21 protein-coding genes are annotated in these 20621 nt (G+C 32.1%); 12 read left to right on the top strand and 9 right to left on the bottom strand.

The genetic code is table 11. From position 1 onward, the window contains the following. Window position 1 precedes the first annotated feature (1 nt). Both C4S29_RS13290 and C4S29_RS13285 read left to right on the top strand, forming a co-directional pair. Window positions 2-667, top strand: a complete 666-nt coding sequence (locus C4S29_RS13290) for a porin family protein (RefSeq protein WP_103914585.1) — start codon at window positions 2-4, stop codon at window positions 665-667. 102 nt (window positions 668-769) lie between these two features. Next, window positions 770-2038, top strand: a complete 1269-nt coding sequence (locus C4S29_RS13285; RefSeq protein WP_103914584.1) for a UDP-N-acetylmuramoyl-tripeptide--D-alanyl-D-alanine ligase — start codon at window positions 770-772, stop codon at window positions 2036-2038. Here C4S29_RS13285 and C4S29_RS13280 read toward each other — a convergent pair. Then, complete coding sequence (locus C4S29_RS13280) at window positions 2024-2635, bottom strand: NUDIX hydrolase (protein ID WP_103914583.1); 612 nt, start codon at window positions 2633-2635, stop codon at window positions 2024-2026. The genes C4S29_RS13285 and C4S29_RS13280 overlap by 15 nt on opposite strands. A 35-nt stretch (window positions 2636-2670) precedes the next feature. Between C4S29_RS13280 and C4S29_RS13275 the strand changes: the two genes are divergently transcribed. Next, window positions 2671-3057: an orotate phosphoribosyltransferase gene (locus C4S29_RS13275; protein ID WP_103914582.1), complete on the top strand. Its 387-nt coding sequence runs from the start codon at window positions 2671-2673 to the stop codon at window positions 3055-3057. Window positions 3058-3279: 222 nt separating this feature from the next. Here C4S29_RS13275 and C4S29_RS13270 read toward each other — a convergent pair whose 3' ends face one another. The 3 genes from C4S29_RS13270 to C4S29_RS13260 are packed head-to-tail and all read right to left on the bottom strand — an operon-like array spanning window position 3280 to window position 6238. Beyond that, the gene (locus C4S29_RS13270; protein ID WP_103914581.1) at window positions 3280-4329 is read right to left on the bottom strand and encodes an anhydro-N-acetylmuramic acid kinase; all 1050 of its coding nucleotides are present in this window, start codon (window positions 4327-4329) and stop codon (window positions 3280-3282) included. 17 nt (window positions 4330-4346) lie between these two features. Further along, a complete protein-coding gene (lptC, locus tag C4S29_RS13265; protein ID WP_103914580.1) occupies window positions 4347-4940 on the bottom strand; it encodes an LPS export ABC transporter periplasmic protein LptC in 594 nt (197 codons plus the stop codon). 5 nt (window positions 4941-4945) lie between these two features. Further along, window positions 4946-6238, bottom strand: coding sequence for a hypothetical protein (locus tag C4S29_RS13260; protein WP_103914579.1), 1293 nt, complete (start codon window positions 6236-6238; stop codon window positions 4946-4948). A 348-nt stretch (window positions 6239-6586) separates the two neighbouring features. Between C4S29_RS13260 and gyrB the strand changes: the two genes are divergently transcribed. The 3 genes from gyrB (at window position 6587) to C4S29_RS13245 (ending at window position 9980) form a co-directional block, all read left to right on the top strand. Continuing rightward, complete coding sequence (gyrB, locus tag C4S29_RS13255) at window positions 6587-8521, top strand: DNA topoisomerase (ATP-hydrolyzing) subunit B (protein ID WP_103914578.1); 1935 nt, start codon at window positions 6587-6589, stop codon at window positions 8519-8521. A gap of 89 nt (window positions 8522-8610) precedes the next feature. Further along, on the top strand, window positions 8611-9054 hold the full coding sequence (locus C4S29_RS13250) for a DUF5684 domain-containing protein (RefSeq protein ID WP_103914577.1): 444 nt from the start codon (window positions 8611-8613) through the stop codon (window positions 9052-9054). 77 nt (window positions 9055-9131) lie between these two features. Then, window positions 9132-9980 carry a diacylglycerol/lipid kinase family protein gene (locus C4S29_RS13245; protein ID WP_103914576.1) on the top strand — a complete coding sequence of 283 codons (849 nt, stop codon included), beginning with the start codon at window positions 9132-9134 and terminating at the stop codon, window positions 9978-9980. A 143-nt stretch (window positions 9981-10123) separates the two neighbouring features. Here C4S29_RS13245 and C4S29_RS13240 read toward each other — a convergent pair whose 3' ends face one another. Genes C4S29_RS13240 through C4S29_RS13225 form a run of 4 tightly spaced genes read right to left on the bottom strand, consistent with a single transcriptional unit; the run spans window position 10124 to window position 14077 of the window. Further along, window positions 10124-11428 carry a cryptochrome/photolyase family protein gene (locus C4S29_RS13240; protein ID WP_103914575.1) on the bottom strand — a complete coding sequence of 435 codons (1305 nt, stop codon included), beginning with the start codon at window positions 11426-11428 and terminating at the stop codon, window positions 10124-10126. Beyond that, window positions 11425-12066 (bottom strand): MarR family winged helix-turn-helix transcriptional regulator, encoded by a 642-nt coding sequence (locus C4S29_RS13235; RefSeq protein ID WP_103914574.1) that lies wholly within the window; start codon window positions 12064-12066, stop codon window positions 11425-11427. The genes C4S29_RS13240 and C4S29_RS13235 overlap by 4 nt, the downstream gene beginning before the upstream one ends. A gap of 12 nt (window positions 12067-12078) precedes the next feature. Beyond that, window positions 12079-13410, bottom strand: a complete 1332-nt coding sequence (locus C4S29_RS13230; protein WP_103914573.1) for an ABC1 kinase family protein — start codon at window positions 13408-13410, stop codon at window positions 12079-12081. Window positions 13411-13414: 4 nt separating this feature from the next. Continuing rightward, the gene (locus tag C4S29_RS13225) at window positions 13415-14077 is read right to left on the bottom strand and encodes a TetR family transcriptional regulator C-terminal domain-containing protein (RefSeq protein ID WP_103914572.1); all 663 of its coding nucleotides are present in this window, start codon (window positions 14075-14077) and stop codon (window positions 13415-13417) included. Window positions 14078-14172: 95 nt separating this feature from the next. Here C4S29_RS13225 and C4S29_RS13220 point away from each other — a divergent pair, with 95 nt between their 5' ends. The 6 genes from C4S29_RS13220 to C4S29_RS13195 all read left to right on the top strand — a co-directional run bounded on the left by C4S29_RS13220 (window position 14173) and on the right by C4S29_RS13195 (window position 18830). Next, window positions 14173-15642, top strand: a complete 1470-nt coding sequence (locus C4S29_RS13220; RefSeq protein ID WP_103914571.1) for a phytoene desaturase family protein — start codon at window positions 14173-14175, stop codon at window positions 15640-15642. Between the two features lie 153 nt (window positions 15643-15795). Beyond that, window positions 15796-16638, top strand: coding sequence for a phytoene/squalene synthase family protein (locus C4S29_RS13215; RefSeq protein WP_103914570.1), 843 nt, complete (start codon window positions 15796-15798; stop codon window positions 16636-16638). Then, window positions 16638-17096 carry a hypothetical protein gene (locus tag C4S29_RS13210; protein WP_146063328.1) on the top strand — a complete coding sequence of 153 codons (459 nt, stop codon included), beginning with the start codon at window positions 16638-16640 and terminating at the stop codon, window positions 17094-17096. Before C4S29_RS13215 ends, C4S29_RS13210 begins: the two co-directional genes overlap by 1 nt. 4 nt (window positions 17097-17100) lie before the next feature. Next, window positions 17101-17550 (top strand): sterol desaturase family protein, encoded by a 450-nt coding sequence (locus tag C4S29_RS13205; protein ID WP_185116968.1) that lies wholly within the window; start codon window positions 17101-17103, stop codon window positions 17548-17550. 2 nt (window positions 17551-17552) lie between these two features. Further along, the gene (locus C4S29_RS13200) at window positions 17553-18248 is read left to right on the top strand and encodes a lycopene cyclase domain-containing protein (RefSeq protein ID WP_103914568.1); all 696 of its coding nucleotides are present in this window, start codon (window positions 17553-17555) and stop codon (window positions 18246-18248) included. Window positions 18249-18341: 93 nt separating this feature from the next. Continuing rightward, entirely contained in the window at window positions 18342-18830 is a 489-nt protein-coding gene (locus tag C4S29_RS13195; RefSeq protein WP_103914663.1) for an SRPBCC family protein, read from the top strand. A 98-nt stretch (window positions 18831-18928) separates the two neighbouring features. On the opposite strand, the gene ggt is transcribed toward C4S29_RS13195, so the two are convergent. Next, window positions 18929-20611 (bottom strand): gamma-glutamyltransferase, encoded by a 1683-nt coding sequence (ggt, locus tag C4S29_RS13190; protein ID WP_103914567.1) that lies wholly within the window; start codon window positions 20609-20611, stop codon window positions 18929-18931. Window positions 20612-20621 lie beyond the last annotated feature (10 nt).

The following is a 20621-nucleotide window of genomic DNA, read 5'->3' as shown; positions in this document are numbered from 1 at the left end:
TATGAAAAAATTATTAACTTTAAGCGCTATTCTTGCTGCAACACTTTTATCAGCGCAGATTGATTTTAGCAGCACGAGATACGGTATTACAGCAGGTCCCAATTATTCTCGCGTGCAAAATGCGCATAATCCTTCAGGACCCCGTTATGCTTTTTATGCTGGAGTTTTAGCCCTAATTCCTGTGGACGATAATAATCAATTTTATATTCAACCAGAAGTGCTATACGTTGCTGCAGGAGAGTCTGGAAAGGATAAATATTATAAAGATAAACCAAGTAAAGGGTATGATGCGATGTATATCTGTAACTATATTAGTGTTCCTATAAATTTTAAAGGCTATTTCTCCGAAGCTGAAAGTGAATTTTTCGCTTTTGGAGGTCCGAGATTTGATTTTTTAATTGCGCAAAATGTAAAAAATGCTGTGAACCCAGATTATGAAAAAGATACTTATGGCAAGGCGGGTTCGTTTAATTTTAACTTGGGAGTTGGTTTAGGATACAGCTACAAAAGACAATTAGAATTATCAGTTAAATATGACATTGGTTTATCTAATGCTTACCCAGATCTAAAAAATTCACCAATAGATATTGCCAACGGTCTTGCTGGTGGTAGTAAGAAAAAATCTCAGCAGATCTTAAGTGTTGGTTTGAGTTATATTTTCCAATAGTTTTTAAGCCAAGATTTTAAATATTTAATTTTAAAAACTTAAGTAAAAATTTTGCTTAAGTTTTTTTATTTTTAAGCAGTATTTTTTTAGAAATAATTTTTTATGAATATTAAACAATTTTACGAATTTTTTTTAAAGTCAAACAAAATCTCAATAGACAGCCGAAAAATTGAAAAAAATGATATATTTTTCGCCTTTTCAGGTGAAAGTTTCAATGCTGCAAAACAAGCTGAAACTGCAATAGAAATGGGCGCATCGGCTGTTATTGTAGAAGATAAATCTTTTGAGAATGAAGGAAACAACATTTTTTACGTGCCTTCTACTTTGGTATTTTTGCAACAACTCGCCATCCATCACAGAGCACAACTAAAGATTCCAATAATTGGCTTAACTGGAAGCAATGGCAAAACCACTTCTAAAGAATTAATACACGCCGTTTTATCGCAAAAATTTAAAGTGCAATATACCTTTGGAAATCTAAATAATCACATTGGTGTTCCACTTAGTATTCTTTCAATAAAGGATTTTCACGAATTAGCCGTTATAGAAATGGGCGCAAATCATCAAAAAGAAATAGAATTTCTCTGTACTATTTCTCAACCAAATATTGGCTATATCACAAATTTTGGAAAAGCGCATTTAGAAGGTTTTGGTGGTGTGCAAGGTGTTATTAAAGGTAAATCTGAACTTTATAATTTTTTAATTGAAAATAATCAAACTATTTTGGTTAATGAAAATGATCCAATTCAAGTAGAAAAAACCAAAAATTATCCGTCGAAAATTACCTTTGGAACCGATCAAAGTAAGTATTATTTTGATTTGCTGAGAAAAAATACTTTAGTTGGTCTAAAATATAAAAATCAAGAAATCCTGTCTAATCTAACCGGTGATTATAATTTCACCAATCTTTCCGCAGCCGTTACTTTGGGCTTAGAATTTGGCGTTCCGATTGATGCAATTAAACTTGCGCTCGAAAATTACAAACCAACCAATATGCGCAGCCAAATTATGGAGCGAAATGGTAAAACTTTGGTTTTGGATACTTACAACGCAAACCCAAGTTCTATGGCAGAATCATTGAAAAATTTCAGCCAGTTTGAAGGTTCAAAAACCATAATAATTGGCGATATGCTAGAGTTGGGAACCGAAAGTGAAATTGAACATTGGGAATTGCTAAAATTAGCAAAAAGTCTAAATTTTGATAAAATAATTTGTGTAGGCTCTCATTTTATGGCAGTTTCACCAGAAAATAGTTTCGCTTCCACGCAAGATTTAATGGCAGAACTTCTAAAAAATCCTATAGAAACTAAAAATATTTTACTTAAAGCGTCGCGCGGCATTGCTTTGGAAAAAGTGCTAGAAGTGCTTTAATTTTTCTACTTCCTGTAAAATTAATTTAATATTTTGAAAAGTTTTTGGTAAAACGTCTTGGCTTATTTGAGCAGTATTTTTCCAAGAAACTTCGTTTATGCCTTCTTCAATTTGTGGCATTGGCATTTCATTTCCATTATAAAACATTTTAAACCAATTTGTTTTTTTTAAAATTTTTTCGCCATTTCGCTCCGTGTAAACATGATAAGTTTGGTTGATGAATTGGTCTAAAATCAAGCCTGTTAAGCCTGTTTCTTCTTCCACTTCACGTATGGCGTTTTCTGCAATAGATTCCCCTTCTTCTAATTTTCCTTTAGGCAAATCCCATTTTCCGAGCCGATGGATAAATAATATTTCATTTTTTGGGTTGTAAACTATTCCTCCAGACGCTTCTATTTCGCGAAATAATTTTTTGAAATGCAACCAAATTTCATCTAAATTTTCACCATAAATGTTCACGGTTTTTAAGGCCGTATTTTCTAAAAATTCGGTCGCCATTTCTAAACTGTGTGAGCCATCAAATTTAATATGCTTTACGTTTAATTCGGGCGTTTGTGTTAAACTTAATTTTTTTTCATTCACAAAAACTTTATACATTTGTAAGGCTTTAATTTAATACAAAAATATAAAAAATGAATTTAGAAGGAAGGAAAATATTAGTAAATAAATCTCGCGAAGATTTGGTAGCAATGTTGAAAAATCCGGAAGATTATAGACATTTGATGCCAGAATCTCTCCAGAATTTTGAAGCACGAGAAGATGGTTTTAAATTTAGTTTAAAAGGAATGCCAGAAATTGCCCTGAAAATAGATGAAGTTTTGGCCAATCAGGTGGTTTTAAAATCTGCTAGTTCTAGTTTAGATTTTTCTTTAACGGGAAATATGGAAGATGCCGAAGAAGGAAAAACACAAGTTCAGTTGTTGTTTGAAGGCGATTTTAATCCGTTTATAAAAATGATGGTAGAAAAACCGCTTCAAAATTTTATTAATGCATTAACGGATAATTTGGAAAAATTGTAGATTTAAACTACGCATTCTCCACTTTGTCAAAGCTTCACGAATTGTAATTGTGCTTTGACAAAGTTTTTTATTTTACATTCCACTTTGTCAAAGTTTCACGAATTGTAATTGTGCTTTGACAAAGTTTTTTTATTATAATAGTCGCTACTTTTAGAAAGATTTTTTTTATTATTTCTACTAAATTGATTTGTAATTTTTTAAAAAGTATTTCCTTGGTCCTTTTTAAATTAAAATTCCGCTGCAATGGTCTTGTAAACTTCCAGTTGCAGAACTTAAAATATTATTTTCACCTCGAAGTCGTAAAACACCCATTAATGCAAAGATTAAAGCTTCTTTATATTCGATGATTTCATTTTTAGGAATCACAATTTTTGTATTCGTTTTTTCTTCGATTTTTTCTAAAAGAAACTGGTTATAAGCGCCACCACCAGTTACAAGTATGTTTTTTATTTTAAATTGATGGAGAATTTCTGCTATTTTTTCGGCAGCGTGTTCTGTGAAAGTGGTTAGAATATTTTCTGCGGAATCTTCTTTCAAGAAAGGGAAAATTTCTTTTTGTACAAATTCAAAACCTAAAGATTTGGCTTCGGTTTTTTTATAAAATTCTATTTGATTTAGTTGAAATAGGATTTCTTTATTAATTATTCCATTTCTGGCAATGTTGCCTTTGTCATCAAATTTTTGATTAAATTTTTCGGCGAAATAATTTAAAACAATATTCACAGGGCAAATATCAAAAGCCAATCTTTTTCCGTGTCGTTTTAGTGAGATATTAGAAAATCCGCCTAAATTCAGACATGCATCAAATTCCGAAAAAAGCAGTTCGTCACCAATTGGTACTAAAGGTGCGCCGTTGCCGCCCAGTAAGACATCTTGGCTGCGAAAATCGTACACAATTGGGAAATTATTTTTAGTTTTTATGGCTCTGCCATCTCCAATTTGGTAGGTGAATTTTTTTTGTGGTTGATGATGCACCGTATGGCCATGAGAGGCAATTAAATCAATTTTTGCAATATTATTTTTACTAATAAAATCTTGAATTTTATCGCCTAAATAGAAACCGTATTCTGCATTTAATGCTAATAAATTTGAAGCAGAAAGATCAATAGCGGAGGACAATTTTTTATTCCAAACCTCTGAATAGGGGATAGTTACCGTTTTTAAAAGGTCGAAATCCCAATGATTATTTTTAAGAGAAAACTTTGCGTAGCAAATATCCAAACCGTCTAAACTGGTTCCGGACATTAAGCCTATGGCAAAGTAGGAGTTCATCGTTATTTTTAGAAAGTTTATCTTTTTGTTTCTGGGATTTTTTTTGCATTAATATCACCCGAATTATTGAAGAACGTGTAATCAGAAAAATCATCTTTCGCCGTCATTCCGTTTGCGCCCACCAGCGTAGAGCCATCTTTATCTGTTACAAAAACCGTATCATTGGTGTACATTTTTCTATTATTTTTATCCCAAAAAATAGATTGTGTCACAAAAATTTGGCCGTCATTGGTTACAATTTTTACATCTCCTTTGGCTTCGTAAAACTGTTTTTTCTCGATAATTTTAGCATATTTTGCTTTTATAGTTCCGGGTTTTTTGGGTTTCTTTTTGTCGTAGAATTGTATGTAAATTCCTTTTCTGGCTTCTATATATGGAGTGTCTATTAATTCGTATTCTTCTATTAATGGTGCTGTAGCGCGGATTTTCACAAAACCAGAATCGCGTTGTATGATGTGCGCTCCGTTTATAATTTTCGAAGGAAAATCAATTTTTTTTGTACCTCTGGCTTTTGCCATATCTTCTTCACAAGAAAGCAAAGAAAAAAATATAGCGACACTTACGAAAGCCGCTATATTTTTATAGGAGATATATTTAAAAAAAATAGTCATTTACATTAATCGTATAGGGATTTTCTAAACCATTTATCGGCAAAATTAATACCTATTTTTAAATTAATAAAATTTTGATTAATTAAATTATTTTTTAAAGTTCCTCTTTTACCAACTTCAATACCAATTTCTAGCGCGCTTGCGGCATTTGTTTTACCAGTAAATGGAAGAGTAACACCGCCAGTAAGTGCAAATTCATTAATATTTTTTCCATTTAAAAAGAGACTTCCTTTTTCATAATACGCGCCATATCTGTAAACAACACGTTGCAAATAACTTCTAAAATTATTTGCGTTTGGCAGATACCAGCCACCAATTGAGGCTTTGTATGAATCTTTATATTGAAAATCTTTTCCTAAAAATAATACCGATTGACCTTGTTTGTAATCTGCTTGCGCACCTAAAAACCAATTCAAATCTTTGCCTATACCTGCGCCAAAAGACGCTTTCATTGGGAAAAGATTGTTGTCTTTTTGTAGATTTTCATCTATAATAAATTCATCCACCAAGTTACCTGCAACGCCGTAATAATAGGTGCTATTTTTATAATATGTTTCTGTTTTACCTGTAGCGCCAAAAGTATAAGTTGCACCCAAAGTCAGTTTCCGATCATTCGCCAACTTTTTTTGATACACAGTTCCTAGAGTGAAATCATAGGTTTCAATTCTGTTTTTTGTTTGGTAGCCATTTATCAAAGTGGCGGCAGAATTGGTAATTTCTTCGGTATTGTAGAGATTTCCAAAATAAAAATTTCCGCGCAGCCCTAAAGCGAAACCAGGTGTAATTTCGTAAGATAAACCGCCTTGCACTGTGCTTATGGTTCCTGTGCCGGTGAATCTATTAACCGTTGTGTAATCATCAGAAGTATCTACTGTGTTGTTATTGTTAACGGTTGTATTAATGAAATTATAATTTTTGCTGCTATAAGGTTGAAATCCCAAGCCAAATTTCACTTTCGGAGAAAGTGGAAATGCAATAGAAATATTAGAAAGATAGGTGGAATGCTTAGTAACTTTCGTATTATCAACGTTGGTTTTATAAAAATTGTTCTCGTTTGTGCCTTCAACCTTAATAGAAGTTAGTTCTAAATTAAGATTAGCTGCTGGATTTGCAAAATTAAAAGAATTGTTAAAATCTGAAACATAGGCAGTAGAAACTCCGCCCATAGAATTGATATCCACTGTGTTATCATATTTAACATCACCAATGCCGAAGGAAGCGTAAGGAGAATTACCAATGCTTTGCGCGTGTAAAAAATAGCCCGCGGAAAGGAAAGATAATACAAATAGTCTTTTCATATTTATTTTTAAAAATAATGCGCAAATATCTTAATTATTAATGAGGTGTGAAAATTTACAGCCGTTAAAGTTTGTTAAGTAATAATTATAAAAATAGAATATTTAATATTTTATCTTATTGAAAATGATTAGTAAATGCGAATTTTTTTATTAAAATTAAATTATTCTATTATTTGAAAAATTAAATTTAAAATTTTGATTTATAAATTACAGCACATAAAATATTTAAAATTTAATCTAAAAACTTGGAGGTTTTTAAAGACTTTCAAATTTTAATATCTAAAATCTGATAAAATATTTCACCTAATTTTTTGTATATTTGTGGGTATTTTTAAAAACAAAAAATTAATGAGCAATAAACAATATACTGCAAGTAGTATTCAGTCTTTAGAGGGAATAGAACATGTACGTTTGAGACCTTCCATGTACATTGGTGATGTGGGTGTGAGAGGACTTCACCATTTGGTTTATGAGGTAGTTGATAATTCCATTGATGAGGCTTTAGCAGGACATTGTGATACTATTACAGTTATAATTCATAAAGGGAATGGCATTACTGTAAAAGATAATGGACGTGGAATTCCCGTTGATTTACACGAAAAAGAACAAAAATCTGCCCTTGAAGTTGTAATGACAAAAATTGGCGCGGGTGGTAAATTTGATAAAGATTCTTACAAAGTTTCTGGTGGTTTACACGGTGTGGGAGTTTCAGTGGTAAATGCACTTTCTACATCTTTAATTGCGACTGTTTTCAGAGAAGGAAAAATTTATCAACAAAAATATTCAAAAGGTGCTGCTTTAGCAGACGTGCAAGAAATTGGTGTTTCTGACAAAAGAGGAACAGAGGTTTTTTTCCAAGCAGATGGTTCTATTTTTAATGAATTAGAATTTAATTATAGCACACTTGCATCAAGATTAAGAGAATTGGCTTTTTTAAATAAAGGCATTACAATTACCTTAACTGATGAAAGAGAACCCAATGAAGATGGTTCTTTCCCAGTAGAAACCTTTCACTCAGATGGCGGTTTAAAGGAATTTGTGGAATATATTGACGGAAACCGTGAATCTATCATGGAAAAAGTAATTTTCATGGAAGGTGAAAGAGACGATATTCCGGTAGAAGTCGCGATGCGATACAATACTTCTTATACTGAAAACCTTCATTCTTATGTCAATAATATCAACACACATGAAGGCGGAACGCATCTAACTGGTTTTAGACGTGCGTTAACAAGAACTTTGAAAAAATTTGCTGATGAACTTGGTTTGCCTGCAAAAGAAAAAGTAGAAGTGACGGGTGATGATTTCCGTGAAGGTTTGACGGCAATTATCTCTGTGAAAGTAATGGAACCACAGTTTGAAGGACAAACCAAAACGAAATTAGGAAACTCTGAAGTTGCCGGTGCAGTGGATAAAATTGTGGGCGAAATGCTTTCTAATTTTTTAGAAGAAAATCCGAACGAGGCAAAAATTATTGTTCAGAAAGTAGTTTTAGCAGCAAAAGCAAGACAAGCGGCAAAAAAAGCCCGCGAAATGGTGCAAAGAAAATCACCAATGGGCGGAAGCGGTTTGCCAGGAAAACTATCCGATTGTACTTCTAAAGATCCAGCAGAAAGTGAATTATTTCTTGTAGAGGGAGATTCTGCAGGCGGAACTGCTAAACAAGGAAGAGATAGAATGTTTCAAGCGATTTTACCTTTAAGAGGGAAAATTTTAAACGTTGAAAAAGCAATGCTTCACAAGGTTTATGACAATGAAGAAATCAAAAATATTTATACCGCACTAGGCGTAAGCGTAGGAACAGAAGAAGATTCTAAAGAATTAAATATCAAAAAATTACGCTATCACAAAATAGTCATCATGTGTGATGCTGATATTGATGGCGCGCATATTTCTACTTTAATTTTGACTTTCTTCTTTAGATATATGAAAGAATTAATAGAAAATGGCTACATTTATATTGCATCACCGCCACTTTATTTATTAAAAAAAGGAAGCAAAAAAGTCTATACTTGGAATGAAAAAGATCGTGAGGAAGAAACTTACAAACTTTCTGCTGATGGAAAAGGAGTGGAAGTACAACGTTACAAAGGTCTTGGTGAAATGAATCCGGAGCAACTTTGGGATACAACTCTAAATCCAGACAATAGAATTTTAAAACAAGTAACTATTGATAATGCTGTAGAAGCAGATAACGTTTTCTCAATGCTGATGGGCGATGAAGTACCACCAAGACGTGATTTTATAGAGAGAAATGCGAAATATGCGAATATTGACGTGTAATTATAAATATATCATTATAAAAATAAGTCTTTAGTATTAATTTATTAAAGACTTTTTTTTATATTTGATAAACATTAAAAACTAAAATTATGACGACATTATTTTTGATCACATTATTACAAACTGATCCTTATTCCGGGATGAGTTCTGGTGAAACCGCTGCCGTTGCAGGTTTAGGTGTAGGAATGGTACTGTTTTTTTTCGCATTTCTATTTTTCTTTCTTTTTTGTATGTTTAAAATCTTTAAAAAAGCAGGGAGAGAAGATGCTTGGGGCGCTTTTATACCAATTTATTCCAGTTTTATTCAAATTGATATCATTAAAAGACCGTGGTGGGAATTTTTTATGTATTGGATTCCTTTTTATGGGTTTTACCTCATGATAGTTGATTTGAACAGGCTTTCAAAATTTTTTGGAAAGAGTGAAGGTTTCACAGTAGGTTTATTTTTCTTAAGTTTCATCTTTCTGCCAATTTTAGCATTTGATGATTCTAAATATAATCCAGATGCATTGCCAGATTTAAGAAATAAATAATAAAAAATTTTATTTTTTTTAAAGCAGTCTTATTCTTAAGACTGTTTTTTTATGCTAAATATTTTCTATTTTTGAGGATGCAAAATGTCGCCTTTATTATCAACCCTTTTTCGGCAAAGAAAAATTATCATAGTTTTTTAGAAAATTTAAAATCTACTGTTGAAAACCCTTTGGTTTACATATCTAAATCTACCACAGGAACCGAAAAATTTATTGATGATCATTTCAAAACAGTCGATATTTTCATCGCGATTGGTGGCGATGGCACACTCTCAAGCGTTGCAAAGAAATTATTGAATACCGATAAAATTTTGGGCGGATTTCCCGCTGGCTCGGGAAACGGTTTCTCCACAGAAGTTAATTTTAGTAAAAATATTAATGAACTTTTAAGTAAAATTAAAAATAAAAAATTTTTAGAAATTGATACTTTTACCATCAACAATCATTTATCCATCAATGTTTCCGGGACAGGTTTTGATGGCGAAGTCGTAAAGAGATTCGAGAAAACGAGCCGGGGTTTTAGCAATTATATTAAAGTAACTTTAAAGACATTTTTTAAATATAAACCTGTAGAAATAAAATTTGACGGTCAATTAGCCAAGCATAATGGGAAATATTTAATGATAAATCTTGCCAATACGCGTCAGTTTGGAAATAATGCTTTTATTTCGCCAAATTCTGATTATTGCGATGGTTTGGTTGAGATTGCTTTAGTGAAAAAATTTCCATTTTATTATTCACCAATTTTTGCCTATCGTATGTTTGCAGGAAAATTAAAAACCAGCAAATTCGTTCATTATATTTCTACCGCCCAAATTCAGTTTTCTGTAGAGACAAAAACTTGGCATTTAGACGGCGAATATATGGAAATTGAATCTCCGATTGATGTAAAAGTTTTTCCTAAAAGTTTAAAAATTTTGGTCTAATACCATTTTGTCTTTGAATTTTCCGAAAAATAAAAATGCTCCGTAGGAGCAATATCTTTGTAGAAAAAATGAACAATATTGAGAAAGAACTCCGAAGGAGTTCAATCTTTTAAAGTACTTCTAATGACAAAATTATATAAATTTTATTTTTCATCAAGAGCAAGTTTATAGGCTTCCAAAGTTTGTTCTCGTGCAAATTTATGCTCTATCATTGGTTGTGGATAATCTTTTGTTCCAAATTCTGGTACCCATTTTTTGATGTATTTAAAATCTTTATCAAATTTTTCTTGCTGGGAAGTGGGATTAAAAATTCTAAAATAAGGCGCCGCGTCACAGCCAGTTCCGGCTGCCCATTGCCAATTGCCGTTGTTAGAAGATAGTTCATAATCTAGCAATTTCTCCGCAAAATAGGCCTCGCCAATTCGCCAATCAATCAATAAATCTTTTACTAAAAAACTTGCTGCAATCATTCGAACGCGGTTGTGCATAAAACCAGTTTCGTTCAATTGTCGCATTCCCGCATCCACAATAGGAAAGCCGGTTTTTCCTTCACACCATTTTTTGAGATCTTCGCCATTATTCAACCATTTAATCCCATCGTATTTCGGCTTAAAATTTTGATTTACAACTTTTGGAAAATGATACAAAATTTGCATAAAAAACTCTCTCCAAATAAGTTCTTTTAAAAATATTTCGTTCAGATTTTTAGTTTCTTCCACAATTTTTCTAACACTTTTTGTTCCAAATCTTAAATGAATACTTAGGCGAGAAGTCTTATCAGCAAAGGGATCATTGCGATTTATATCATAATCTTTAATGAGTTTTTCATCTATTTTTTGCGATGGAAAATCAATTTCAGTTTCTTCAAAACCAAAGTCTTTTAAACCAAAATTTTTTGGTGAAATATCAATTAAATTTTTTAAATGCTTTTCTGAAGGATAATTTTTTGGTGGTTCCTTTTTAAAATTTTCTAGCCAAACTTTAGAATAGGGTGTGTAAATAGTGTAAGGCGATTGATCGGCTTTCAAGACTTCATCTTTGTGAAAAATGACTTGGTCTTTAAAACTTTCAAAACCAATATTTTGAGAGATTAATAATTTTTCAATGTCATAATCTCTCGCTATTGCTTGTGGCTCATAATCTTCATTTGTAAAGACTTTTTCAATTTTGTATTTTGAAACTAATTCTTTAAAAATATTTAAAACATTACCGTGATAGTATTGAATTCCTTTGCCGATAGATTTTAAACTTTCGTTCAATTTTTCTAAAGAATTATGGATAAATTCAACACGAGCGTCTTTTTTGCTCGGCAGTTTAGAGAGAATCTCTTCATCAAAAATAAAAATGGGTAAAACTTTTAAATCAGATTGCAGCGCCACAAATAAACCGTGGTTGTCATCTAATCTTAAATCTCTTCGGAACCAAAAAATATTTATTTTTTCGCTCATAGCATCATTTCCAATTCTTCTAAACTTTCTTCTTTTTTGTTCATGTAAATGGTGTTATGGAAAATGTTTAATTTCTTTAAACTTTCCAAAAATTGAAGTTTTTCTTCATTTGTGAGTGTTCCACACAATAATTTAGAAACTCTGGTGATGTCCTGCATAGAGTTTTTGAAAACGGTTTTTCCTTTTTCGGTAACGGAAATTCTTACACTTCTTTTATCTTCAGAATCGGGTGTTTCAGAGATTAATTCATGTTTGGTGAGTCTTTTTATAATTTCAATACCGCTCTGTTTTTCGTGGCCATTTTTTTCGATTAATTGCGTTTTTGTGAGAGAGTCATAATCCATCAAACGATAGAGATAGGTAAAATCTTCATTCGCCAAGTGCTCGTGGCTTTCTAATCCTTTTCGGAGCAATTGCTTTGCGTATCGACCAAGTAGAATTACTTGTTTTGCGATTTCATTTTCGCAATTATTAACTTCCATGTCAAATTTTCCTGCTAAACGTACTGGGTTTTCTTGCTGATACGCTTTTTCGTTTAAAAAATTTCTAAAATCTTCGACAGTTATACTTCTTTTATGATTTTTTTCTTCAAAATCTTTAACCTCTTCAAGTAGGTCAATTACTAGGTTTAAACTCATATGTGTTTGTTTTTAATTGTTTTTATCATTTTTTGGAACCGAAAGATAATTATTTATTTTCACATTTTTAGCTCCAATTTCGTGCATCAAACTATAAAGTCCGAAAAAAGTACGGTTGATATAGATGAAATGTTTTGAACCCCGATTGGCATTCATGTTTTTCAATTGGGTGTTTTTCGCATATTTTTGGCCTAAATCTGAAATATCTGTGAAAAATTTATCATCAGAAAAATCAAAGGTTTCATTTTGTAAGGGTTTGGTAAAAAGTACTAATAATTCTTTAAAAATGTCTTTAAAGAACGTGCGCTCTTCAGGCGAATCATCATCGCGAATAATTTCTAATTGAAGCAATTTTTGTTCAAAAAATTCAGGATTGTTGATATTTTCTTTTATCGCAAGTTCAAAATAAGGTTTGTAAAAATCTTCTGGAACTTCCTTCATGCAACCAAAATCAATCGCAATTAATTGGTTATTTTCATTTACCAAGAAATTTCCAGGGTGCGGGTCTGCGTGTACTTTTCTCAAATAATGCAATTGGTACATATAAAAATCCCAAAATGTTTGCCCTACTTTGTTTCTTGTGTCATCGCTTTTGCTGCCTTTAGAAAAGGTTGATAAGGGAACACCTTCCATCCAATCCATCGTGATGATGCGCTCTGTAGAATATTCAGGATAATAATTTGGAAATAGCAGATTTTCGATATTTTTACAATTTTCTGCCACTTCTTGGCTTTGTTTCATTTCTAAGATGTAATCGGTCTCTTCTAACAGTTTATTTTCAACTTCTTTAAAATATTGGTCGGAGTCTTTTCCTTTAATGTTAAACATCTTCATGGCAATAGGTTTTACCATCGCCAAATCCGTCGAAATACTTTCAGAAACGCCGGGATATTGTATTTTTACTGCTAATTTTTTACCATCTTTCTCAGCCTTATGAACTTGGCCAATACTTGCAGCATTCACAGAATCTAAACTAAACTTATCGAAAATTTCCGATGGATTTTTACCAAAATATTTTCTAAATGTTTTCGACACTAATGGCGCGGAAAGTGGTGGTACTGAAAACTGGCTTAAAGAGAATTTTTCAGTATAAGCTTCTGGCAGAATATTTTTCTCCATACTCAGCATTTGAGCCACTTTTAAAGCACTTCCTTTCAGTTCTTTTAGACTATCATAAATGTCTTCTGCATTATTTTTATCTAAAGTTTTTTTGGCTTCTTCTTCAGTTTTGGTGAATTTATCACCGTAATATTTAAGGTAATTTACACCTACTTTTGCACCTGTCGAAATCAACTTAGATGCCCTCTGTATCTTCGAGGTCGGAATTTTATTTAAGGTATTCATATTGCTAGTTTCTCACTTTTTCTTTCCAAATAAATTTTCCGAAATCTAATAATTTCTCCAATGGTTTTGTATTGACCAATTCGAAACTTGCTTCTACAGATTTTTCAATAAAAATATCCGTTTTCTCGAAAGATGAACTTGTATCATCCATCCAAAATTTAAGCGTTAGCAAGAAATTATTCCAAAATAGTTCTTCTATACCTTTGTTTTTCAATTTTTTAATTTTTTCCAAACTGGTATTTTCTAAATCTAAATTGGTTGCAGCGATATCCAAAGATTTCACAAAATCTATAAACAAAGTTCGCAACTTGGATATTTTTTTTAAATTTTCTAACGGTTTTTTATGATGTAAAAGATAGGATATTAAACTTCTATTCATCGTTAATTGCTCAAAATAAGTATAGTACAAACTTAGCAACTTTGTTTTGCTATTCATTTCTGCGAATTGGTCATCATCTGCCAAAAGTAAAAGACTTTCTTCGAAGAAATAAATCAAATATTCTTTTTCGATTTGTTCAAAATTTGCAAAGAAAATATAGAAATCATTTTCAGCAATTTTATTATCTTCACAAAATGAATAAACGTTTTTTGGTGCATGGTTGTTTCTTAAAACAAAATCGCTATATATTTTAAGAATTGTTTTTTTATCTACTGTTATATGTTCCATTTTAATAATTTTTTTAATTAATTAAAGTACAAAAATAGTAAAAATATTTTCTAAAGTATTAAAAATAGTATATTTTTGTACCAAACATTTGTTATATGAAAAAAACACTCATCATTGGCTCCGGTTTTTCTGCTCTTGCATCAGCTTGTTATATGGCCAAAGCGGGCTTTGAAGTGTCTGTTTTAGAAAAGAATGAGCAAATAGGAGGCCGTGCTTCCATTTGGGAGAAAGAAAATTTCAAATTTGATATGGGGCCGAGTTGGTATTGGATGCCAGATATTTTTGAAAGATTTTTTGCAGATTTCGGTAAAAAGGTGTCAGATTACTACACACTTGAAAAATTATCACCCAGCTATCGCGTTTATTTTGGTAAAGATGATTTTATAGATATTTCTGATGAGCCAGAAAAAATTATTGCAAAATTTGAAGAAATAGAGCCTGGTAGTGGGAAACATCTTCGAAAATTTATGACAGATGCCAAGAAAAACTATGAAATTGCAATGCAAGATTTGGTTTATAATCCGGGAAAATCGATTTTAGAATTGGTGGGTTTAGAAACAGCGAAGCGCTTGCCACTTTTTGTGCAAAATATATCGCAAACCGTTCGCAAAAATATTAAAAATCCCAAATTGCGAAGTATTTTGGAATTTCCAGTTTTATTTCTTGGCGCGAAACCTAGTGCAACGCCTGCTTTTTATAATTTTATGAATCATGCAGATTTTGGCTTAGGAACTTGGTATCCGAAAGGCGGTTTTAATGCCGTTGCAAAGGGAATGGCAAAATTAGCGACAGAATTAGGTGTTGAATTTCACTTAAATGAAGAGGTTTCGAAAATAGAAACTACTGAAAATAAAGTAAAAAATGTAAGAACAAATAAAGGAAATTATACCGCAGATATCATGATTTCTGGCGCAGATTACGCACACACAGAAACACTGCTCGACAAGGAGTTTAGAAATTATTCAGAAAATTATTGGCAAAAGAAAGTATTTGCGCCCTCTTCCTTTTTATATTATGTCGCTTTCGATAAGAAAGTAGATAGTTTGCAACATCATAATTTATTTTTTGATACTGATTTTGAAAAACATTCGGAAGATATTTACGATGAACCAAAATTGCCGGTGAAACCTCTGTTTTATGCAAACTTTTCTAGTATAACCGATTTAGATTTGGCACCAGATGGAAAAGAAGTTGGGTTTTTTTTAATTCCCGTCGCTGTAGATTTGGAAGAATCTGAAGAAATTCATGAGCATTACTTTAATTTAATATTAGATAGAATTAAAGAAAATACGGGTGAAGATCTAAAACCACACGTTTTATTTAAAAGAAGTTTTGGCGTACAAGATTTTAAAGAAAGGTATCATTCTTGTCGTGGAAATGCTTATGGATTAGCAAACACACTGATGCAAACTTCTATTTTAAGACCCCAGATAGACAATAAAAAGTTAAAAAATCTATTTTATACTGGTCAATTAACTGTTCCTGGGCCTGGTGTGCCGCCAGCGTTGATTTCCGGTAAAGTTGTAACAGATTATATTTTAAAGAGAATAGAAAAAAATAATTAATTTCATATAATAAAAAGAATTGACTATTTTTGAAATATAAGTTGGAAAATTTATAAGTTGAATGGCTTTGTTTTTTGAAAGTTTTACAGTTTTAAGAATAAAAAGTGCAAAAAATCGCTTCGCATAATTTGCAATGACGAAAATAAATAATAAATGACACAGAATTTACACGACCAAGTGAGTTTTAATTGTAGCAAATTAGTTACGAAATCTTACAGCAGTTCATTTTCGCGGGCAATTTTGCTGTTTCCGGAAGACATTCGCGAGGCAATTTACAATATCTATGGTTTCGTGAGATTTGCAGATGAAATTGTAGATACTTTTCACGATTTTCCGAAACGTGAATTGATGGACGATTTTATGAATCAGTATGAAGACGCGATGAATAAAGGGATTTCTCTAAATCCTATTTTGCACTCCTTCACTAAAACCGTAAAAAAATACAAAATAGATCAAAGTTTAATAGACGCTTTTATAGATTCTATGTACAAAGATTTGGGTGAAATTAATTACCAAGATCGAGCAGAATATGATGCTTACATTTATGGCAGCGCAGAAGTAGTCGGCCTTATGTGTCTTACAGTATTTGTGAATGGAGACAAAAATGAGTTTAAAAAACTAGAACCTTTTGCTAAAAGTTTGGGCGCCGCTTTTCAAAAAATTAATTTTTTACGCGATATTCAAGCCGATTTTTTAGTTTTAAATAGAATGTATTTCCCAGGTGTAGATTTTAATAATTTTACGCTAGAAGATAAAAAAACCATAGAAAAAGATATCGCAATTGATTTCGAACAAGCCTTAATTGGAATAAAAATGCTGCCAATTTCTAGTAAATTAGCAGTTTTTATGGCTTATCGCTATTATATGAATTTATTCAGAAAAATAAAAAATACAGAGCCCAAAGTTTTGTTAACCAAAAGAATACGTGTGAGTAATGCTAGAAAAGCGTACTTAATGTGTGAACTTTTAGTTACAAAAAACTTAAATTTGCTCTAATGAAAAAAATATGTTTTTTACTAATATTTGTAATAGGCCTCATGGAAGCGCAAAATAGTAGGACAGAGTACACAGATCTCATGCTAAAATCAGAGAAATCAGAACTCGCTACAAAGCAATTTTTGGCAAAAGCAAAACACGATTTCCAAGAAACGAAATCTCCAGTTTATGAATCTTATATTGGTGTGGGCAACTTTTTTATGGCAAAACATGCCATCAATCCTTTCTCGAAAATGTCTTATTTTAAGAAAGGTAAAAAATATTTGGAGTCTGCTGTTGCAAAAGCACCCAATAATCTAGAGATTCGGTTTATGCGCTACACTTGCCAAGTTGAAATGCCAAGTTTTTTAGGCTACAACAAAAATATTGTAGAGGACAAGAAATTTATTGAAGAAAATTATAAGAATTCTAAAGATTTGACTTTAGTGAAGCAAATTGATGGCTTTTTAAAAAATTAAAAAAATGCAGATTATATTTTATATTTTACTTACGATTGCAGTTTTTGCATTGATGGAAGTAGCAACTTGGCTTACCCATAAATATGTGATGCATGGTTTTGGATGGTATTTTCACGAAGATCATCATCAACCCGGCTATCCCCATGTTTTTGAGAAAAATGATTTTTTCTTTGTGGTTGGTGCAATTCCCAGTATTTTGCTCTTCTGGTTCGGAACGCGAGGAGGAATAAATTATTTATTTTTTATCGGTTTAGGCATACTTTTTTACGGAATTGCATATTTTTTAGTACACGATGTATTGATTCATCGCCGTTTCAAATGGTTTGATAAAACCAATAATTATTATTTGCGAGGCTTGCGAAAAGCACATAAAATTCACCATAAACATCTTGGCAAAGAAGACGGCGAATGTTTCGGAATGCTTTATGTGCCCCTAAAATATTTTAAAATGTAGCAATGAACTATTACTACATTCTTCTGGATATTTTTTCTTTTTTAATCCCTTTTGCGTTCAGTTTTGAGCGAAAAATGATGCATTTCATTCGCTTTTGGAAGCCATTTTTCAGCGCAATTATTTTAGTAGGCTTGTTTTTTCTCGCGTGGGATATTTATTTCACTTATCAGAATGTTTGGGGTTTTAGTGCGCAATATTTACTTGGCATTTACATTTTTAAATTGCCTTTAGAAGAATGGTTATTCTTTTTATTAATTCCCTATTCAAGCCTTTTTATTCATTATTCACTATTATATTTTTTTCCAAAGCCCGAATTATCTCGAAAAGCCACCTATATTATTACCTCAATTTTATTTGGTTTCTCACTTTTTATCGCAGTTTCTCACACAGATAAAATTTACACTTTTTGCAGTTTTGGTTTATTTTCATTGTTAATGCTAATGCAATTGATTTTTAAATTTAAATATGCACAGCGTTTTTACTTAAGTTTTGTTATCATTTATATTCCGTTTTTCTTTGTTAATAATGCTTTGACGGGCGCTTATTCAGAAAATCCGGTTGTGTATTACAATAGCGCAGAAATTTTAGGCTATAGAGTAGGAACGATGCCTTTAGAAGATTCCTTTTACTGTTTTTCTTTAATGTACGGTATTTTGCTGGTCTTTGAATATTTGAAAAAGAAGTGGAACATCACTTAAAAATAAATAAAAAAGGCCTTAAGAAAATCCTCGATAAATATTTAGAATATTCGGCGATTAATTTTGACCACAAAAAAAAATAGAATTCAAAAAATGAAATTAGATATCAAAAAACAATCAGGAATTTACACGCTTACCTCGGAGCAGGTTTTGCCAATCGGTTTGGATCAAGCTTGGGATTTTTTCTCTACACCAAAAAATTTAGACAAAATTACACCCGCCGAAATGAAATTTAACATCACCAATAATCCTCCAGATAAAACGTATCCAGGGCAAATTATTACCTATAAAATTGGCATTTTACCCTTTGTAAAATCTAATTGGGTGACGGAAATTACACAATTAAAAGACAAAGAGTTTTTTGTAGATGAACAACGTTTCGGGCCTTACGCAATGTGGCACCACGAGCATCATTTCAAAAAAATATCAGAAACTGAAACTTTAATGATAGACTTACTTAACTTTAAAATGCCGTTGGGCACTATTGGAGACTTAATCGCTGGAAAAATAGTTTTAAATAAAGTGAAGTTTATTTTTGAAAGTCGGTTTAATATTTTGGAAGCCTATTTTTCTAAGCCTTAAAATTATTTCTCGCAGATTTATAAGGTTCAAAAGGTTTTCAATAAAAATGAAATCTGCGAAATCTAATAAATCTGCGAGACTTTTTTACTTAAATTATCCTACTCAACACCCACAGAATCATCGCCGCGCCCATCAGCAACGGCAGAAGTGCTGCCATCAGCATTTAATAATATCATTTCTGTTCTTCCAATTTTATCTCTTTTTTCAACTTTATAATTCATTTTTTCTAAAGAATTAATGGTGCTTTCAGGAAAATCTTTTTCAACAAAAACTACTTCTGGCAACCATTGGTGGTGGAATTTTGGAGAATTTATAGAAAGGTTTGCGTCCATTTTAAAATCAATAACATCTACAATAGATTGGTAAACAGACGTTGGAATGGTCGTTCCACCAGGCGTTCCTACTACCATTAAAATTTTTCCATTTTTTAAAACTAGAGTAGGCGTCATAGAACTCAGCATTCTTTTCCCTGGTTGGATGGCGTTTGCCTTGCCTCCAACTGCGCCGTACATATTCGGAACGCCAGGTTTTACAGAGAAATCATCCATCTCATTATTTAAGAAAAAGCCTGCGCCAGAAACCACAACTTTACTTCCATATAAACCATTTAAAGTCGTTGTTACAGAAGCGGCATTTCCGTCTTTATCAATGATACAAATATGTGTTGTCTCTGTAGATTCAGCAGGTTGAGAAATAATAGTTCCTACTTCAGAACTCGGCGTTGCTCTTTCAGGATTATAAGATTTCCAACGATTTTTAAGATAGTCATCAGAAATTAATTTAGCAGTTTGGTCTTTTATAAAATCAGGATCGCCCATATATTCTGCTCGGTCTGCGTAAGCACGTCTTTCTGCTTCCACCATTGGTTGAACGGCTTGCACAGAATTTTGCTGAAATTTTTCAAGATTTTGGTAACCGCTCATTTTCAGCATTTGTGCTAAAAGAATCCCGCCGCTTGATGGCAAACCCATTGAAACTATTTCGTTTCCTTTATAGTCGAAAACCATAGGTTTTCTTGCTTTTGTTTTATAGTTTTTTAAATCATCTAAAGTAATAATGCCATTTCCACGCTTCATTTCTGCAACTATTGCTTTTGCAGTTTCACCTTCATAAAAGCCTTTTTCGCCAAAATCTCGTATTCTTTTTAAAGTATTTGCCAATTCTTTTTGAATTAATAAATCGCCTGCTTTCCATGGTTTTTCGTTTACAAAAGCGATTTTATTTTTATTATGCTTCAAAAAATCTGCCTTCGTTTCGTTTAATAAGGAAGCTTGCTTGGCTGTTATTGCAAAGCCTTTTTCGGCTAAATCTATTGCAGGTTGAATTAATTCTTTCATCGGTAACTTTGCATATTTTAATGTTGCAAAAAAACCCGAAACCGAGCCTGGAACGCCAACTGCTAATCTTCCGTTTTGTGATAAATCTGTATTTGCGTTGCCTTTTGCGTCCAAATACATATCTGCAGATGCTCTTTCTGGCGCCGTTTCCCGATAATCCAAAGTAAATTTTTCTCCATTTTTGTAGCCTACTAAAAATCCACCACCGCCAATATTGCCCGCATGCGGATAAACGACTGCTAATGCCAATTGTGTTGCAATTACAGCATCAAAGGCATTTCCACCTTTTTTTAAAATTTGTGCGCCGACTTCACTTGCCAAAGGATGAGCGGAAACCACCAAACCTTTATTGCGAACTTCAACTTCTTTTATAGTGTTAAAATCTTTGAATTGTGCAGATAAAATTTGGCTAAAAACAATTAAAAAAATAAAGTATTTTTTCATAATGAAGATT

Source organism: Halpernia humi (assembly GCF_900108025.1).
Lineage (GTDB): Bacteria > Bacteroidota > Bacteroidia > Flavobacteriales > Weeksellaceae > Halpernia > Halpernia humi.
The sequence above is the reverse complement of the archived record's forward strand: the minus strand, read 5'-3'. Positions and strand labels throughout refer to the sequence as shown.